This is a genomic window from Microcoleus sp., from assembly GCF_049646505.1.
In the GTDB taxonomy this organism is placed as follows: domain Bacteria; phylum Cyanobacteriota; class Cyanobacteriia; order Cyanobacteriales; family Microcoleaceae; genus Microcoleus.
In genome coordinates, this window is sequence record NZ_JBARVX010000186.1 from 1 (window position 1) to 4,998 (window position 4,998).

4 protein-coding genes are annotated in these 4,998 nt (G+C 46.8%); 2 read left to right on the top strand and 2 right to left on the bottom strand.

Features of this window, described 5'->3' with window-relative positions; genetic code table 11:
• Window positions 1-424, bottom strand: a 424-nt coding sequence (locus tag WBA89_RS10315; protein WP_424406202.1) for an FAD-dependent oxidoreductase, incomplete at its 3' end; no start/stop codon positions are given.
• A gap of 617 nt (window positions 425-1,041) precedes the next feature.
• Between WBA89_RS10315 and WBA89_RS10320 the strand changes: the two genes are divergently transcribed.
• The gene (locus tag WBA89_RS10320; RefSeq protein WP_424406203.1) at window positions 1,042-1,320 is read left to right on the top strand and encodes a hypothetical protein; all 279 of its coding nucleotides are present in this window, start codon (window positions 1,042-1,044) and stop codon (window positions 1,318-1,320) included.
• 12 nt (window positions 1,321-1,332) lie between these two features.
• Here WBA89_RS10320 and WBA89_RS10325 read toward each other — a convergent pair whose 3' ends face one another.
• Entirely contained in the window at window positions 1,333-1,503 is a 171-nt protein-coding gene (locus WBA89_RS10325) for a hypothetical protein (RefSeq protein ID WP_424406204.1), read from the bottom strand.
• A gap of 1,097 nt (window positions 1,504-2,600) precedes the next feature.
• Here WBA89_RS10325 and WBA89_RS10330 point away from each other — a divergent pair.
• Complete coding sequence (locus WBA89_RS10330) at window positions 2,601-4,712, top strand: Calx-beta domain-containing protein (protein ID WP_424406205.1); 2,112 nt, start codon at window positions 2,601-2,603, stop codon at window positions 4,710-4,712.
• Window positions 4,713-4,998 lie beyond the last annotated feature (286 nt).

The window sequence follows — 4,998 nt, forward strand, 5'->3', positions numbered from 1 at the left end:
CCTTGGCGGTAATAGTTTTCTCGCCTTTATCTGTTTCGACAGTAATTTTTTGAGCGGCGGCAATTTTGCCCCAACCTTGGATGATATCGACGTTCAAACGTTTGAGGCTGTTGGTTAAGTCGCCGCGAAGTTTGCTAACAATAGTGTTAGCGTGATTGGCGATCGCCCCTCGATCGAAATCCACGTTTCCCAACTGAATACCCAACATCTTGAGGTGGTGGGCATTTCGCAAATCCCGCACTCGCCCGGAAGCCGCCAGCAGCGCCTTGGAGGGAATGCAGCCGCGGTTGACGCAAGTTCCGCCCATATCGCCCGCTTCGATAATTGCCACTTTCAGCCCGCAGCTAACCGCGTGTATGGCCGCGCCGTGTCCGCCCACGCCAGCGCCGATAATTGCTAAATCGTAATCAAATCCCTGAGTCACCTGAAAATCTCCTAATACCTTTGAAATCTTAGAACTCAAGCAAAAAACACCGTCTGTTAGTTATTTTAAGCTTTAGGCTGCGATCGCAACATTTGAACAGCGGCAATAGTTGCATAAGTCCTGTGTCCTTATTCTCGACTAGACTAGGGTTAATTAGACAGTAAATGAGATTTTTTTAGGGTTAATGATTTCGATCTCGGTGCGCCCCAAGTTTCAAATCACTGACTGGGCGGGTAAAGTTAGATAGACTTTGAGGGCTGACAATGCCGGTTGATGTCAACAACCACGTCAAATGCAGTGCGGGTTTAGTGTTTGATCCTATAGTCCCCGATCCCCCCTAGCAGCCCCTGAAAAAGCGGGAAGAGGCGATCGAAGTCAACCCCTACTCCCCTTCTTAAGCCCGATCCCCCCTTAGCTTGCCCCCTACTCCCCCTTAAGAAGCAGGGGACAAGAGGCGGTCAAAGTCCCCCTTCTTAAGGGGGATTTAGGGGGATCTGGCCTCGGATAAAAGCGAAATTTATGAAGGGTTTTAGCTGATTGGGGTTTTGATGTCTAAATATCTGTACGCGCCGGGGGGCGGAGTTTCTCGGCAAGTTTTAGAGTCTATGGAGTAGCTTATGATGGATGACGACGATCGCAAAGATTCACGCCGGGCCTCGGCTCAATCTTTTTTTCAGTCCTTGGATGAATTGTTCGATTATATAGAAACTGCCAACACTGAAGCGGCACAGCCTCCGTCTCCGCCTCCTCAAGCTAAGTCTGCTCCTCAGCCTTCGAGTCCGCCGAAGAAGGCTAAACCTGCGAAAATTAATTTGTCGGATTTTGAAGATGCGATCGCGGATTTGGAACAGTTTGTGCAGCAAAAACGCCAGAAACGCCCGGAATCTAATCAATAGCGCTCAAAATTTTTAAGCAATCACATCCGGTAAATGACGGATGATAGAAGCTGGCGGACGATCGCCCCGGTTTAATTTTGCCGTGCCGAATGCGATCGGGCCAGCGGTTATACTGCGGTTAGTCTTTGTCTGTAAATTGTTTGGATAGGCGATCGAGTGCGGTGAATACAGATCGATCGACATAATTTATTGTTTGAGATAGTGAATTAGTAGCTGACAGCTATTAGCGATCTAATCTTATACAAAACTTTACTATCTAACTAATTCTCAAAAGAGACAATCAAAATAAAATTATTTCCCAGGCTTTTCATCATTCATAGCATTAAGATATCTAGCAATCGCTTCAGCAATAACATTTGAAACTCAATTTTTTTAACGAAAATCTCTGAGTTTTTTGACCGATCACAGATCGATCGGAAATACAGCACATTCCATGTAGATGTAGAGAGCGAGAAATCGGTTTCACAGAACAGAATCACTAATGATGCGAGAACTGTAAAAAAACGGTTAGGAGCGTGTACATCACAAACCTGGAATACGCTGTATTTCCGGCGAGTAACGAGGTCAAAATTCCACAATACCTGTTCATTCTAAATCAGAGTAAATGTAGAAACACTCTATTGGATTGTTATACCAATTTCAAAAAATAATGCAACAGTATTCTTGTCCCCCCCCGAGCTCGCGGGGGGGCTAGGGGGGGTCGGAGAGTATTGCATGATTTTAGAGAAATGGTATTACTTCACCATCTCAAATTTAGGAATTTTCCTGTCCCTCCTGAATTAATTACTCTACTCTGCAACGCCTCAAAGCCTTAAGGTGCAGAGAAAACACCGCTGCTGGCCCGCAACTGCACTTTCACATATTTTGATAATTATTCTAAGTAAACTTACGGACTGTGACAATTATTTAAGCTCTCCTCTACGGATGCGGAAAACCCGCTGTTTAGAGGCTTCAAAAAATTAGGACTTACGCACAGGTGGTCGGAAACCGGGTTTTTGCAAAAAGACAGGTTGTGACAGATAAATAAGCTTAAAAACCCGGTTTCTTACGCACCCATCGCCAGAAACCTGGTTTTTACGAAAATACCCGTTGTTATCGGCAAATAAGGTAAAAAACGCGGTTTGTTTGTCGGAGTGCGTCCAGGAATAAAAAAAATATCGGATTTTTTTCCGGATCGAAGTTATTGACCGTGAAATGTTTCTTACCGTGACAGAGAACTATAGCCCAACGCTGAAATTTTCAGTCACTTCCAATCCTTAATTACTACCAAAAGAGAAGCTATGCCTACTCCTTTCAATGGTTCTTTGGGTCAAACCAATAATTTCACCAACGTCAATGACCTAATTACACAATGGCCTACTGCTGCCCAAAATCAAGGCATTAAACTGTCTGGGGTAGCTTTTGATGGCGTGGAAACAGATTACCTCAATCCTCAAGCGATCGCCAATCTCACTTTACCAACGAATGAAAACCCTAAAAGTTGGTTGAGTTACGGCAGCACCCCTGGTATTGGTGTGCCATCCTCTTATAGTGGTTGGTTCACCGACGCTAGTAAAAATCGGGCGGAAATCAATCACGATCCGAACACCAATCAATCTCAGGTACTGAAGCTGAAATGGGCAGAAGACCAAAATATCAGTAGCGCCACGATCGACCTCAGCGCATTGAGTCCCAAAACTAACCCCGGACTCGGCGATCAAGGTAATGAAGTTGGTTTGCTGCAAATCTTTAATAATGGGACTCTCGTACCGGCTAACAATTTTACGATTACTCGTCTAAACTCTCCCGCAGTCGTAAAACCGATTACTGTGGGTTTAGATGGAGTGACTTTCACGGGCGATCGCGCCGATGGCAGTTTCCAATTCAAGATAGAAGCAAACCCTCTCAGCAACATTAGTTTTGACGAACTGCGGTTCTCAGCCAAAGCCTACGATAGCCCCACCGGTGCCTACAGCGCCACCTCCTTCAAATCAGATAGTTCCGACTACCTGCTGCGGAACATTCAATATCAAGGCACTAAAGATGATCCGGTTAGCCTTCAGTTTAGCGCCCCCACCTTCAGCGTCAACGAAGATGGAACGCCCGTTGCAGCCGTGACTGTCAATCGCACAGGTAGCAGCGCCGGCACCGCCTCAGCTACCGTGAACCTCACCAATGGTAGTGCTATTGCCCCTGGTGATTACACTGGTAATCCCATCCCTGTCAATTTTGCTGCTGGGGAAACGACAAAGACGATCGTCGTTCCTATTGTCGATGACGCTTTGGTGGAAAGTCAGGAAACCGTCAACTTAAGCTTGACCAACCCGACAGGTGCCACGCTTGGAGCGCAAAGTAACGCCACTTTGAACATCATAGACAATGACGATCCTGTCCCGACCAGCACCCTGCAATTTAGCGCCCCCACCTTCAGAATCAGAGAAGATGGAACCGCCGTTGCAGCCGTGACTGTCAATCGCACTGGCAATCGCACCGCTGCTGTCTCAGCGACGGTGAATTTGGCCGATGGTAGTGCTACAGCCCCTGATGATTACGGCAATACTGCCATCCCTGTCAATTTTGCTGCTGGGGACAACACACCCAAGACGATCGAAATTCCCGTTGTCGATGACACTTTGGTGGAGCGTAACGAAACTGTCAATTTAAGCTTGGCAAACCCGACAGGCGGTGCAAGGATTGGAGCCCTATCTACCGCTACTATGACGATCGTAGACAATGACAGCACCATAGAATTTAGTGACCCTTTCTTCAGCGTCAACGAAGATGGAACGCCGATTGCAGAAGTGACAGTGACGCGCACTGGCCGTACTACGGGTGCAGTCTCAGCGAGGGTGAACTTGACCGACGGTACTGCTGAAGCTGGGCGCGACTACATCAATGGTTTGATCGCTGTTAATTTTGCTGCTGGGGACAACACACCCCAAGTCATCAATATTCCCATTATCGATGACATGAGGGGGGAGCCTACCGAAACTATCAATTTACGTTTGGTTAACCCGACAGGCAATGCGACAATTGGAACCCAAAGAACCGCCGTTTTGAGCATCATAGACAATGATCGTCCTGGTCGGATGGCTAGTAGCTTAACTGCATCGAGCCTTGTCTCCGACGATCCAATTACTAACTTTGCTTCGGCCAGTGCCAGCAACCAAGTTAGCAATGTCGGGCAAAATGGGATTGGCTTGCAGGGCAGTACCGATATTCAGAACGGGGATTGGATGAGCAATTTCACCAACTCCTTGGGCCGAATGGCGATGGCCAGCCCAGGAACTTCCTCTGACGTCGGGATTAATTCCACTAACTCGATCGGCAATTTCGGTACCACAGATAATTGGTTGAATTTACCCAAAGAGCCGATTATGGGCAGCAATGGCCCGAATCTATTGCTGGTTTAGATGCTAGTTTGGTCGCCTTTAACCAATTTGCTCAGTGCGTTTTTTGACTAGCAATTTGCGTTATACCAATTTCATAAAGTTATGCTACTACCGAAAGTTTGACTCCCCCCCTTTATAAGGGGGGGTTGGGGGGGGTAGATATGTAGCGCTATTTTATGAATTTGGTATTAGTAAGTCTTAAACATTGGTGATAACTTCTAAGTTGTCACCAATCTCTATTGGGATAGGTACACAGAGTTATAGCCTTTCTCTAAAATCATGCAATAGTCTCCGACCCCCCCTAGCC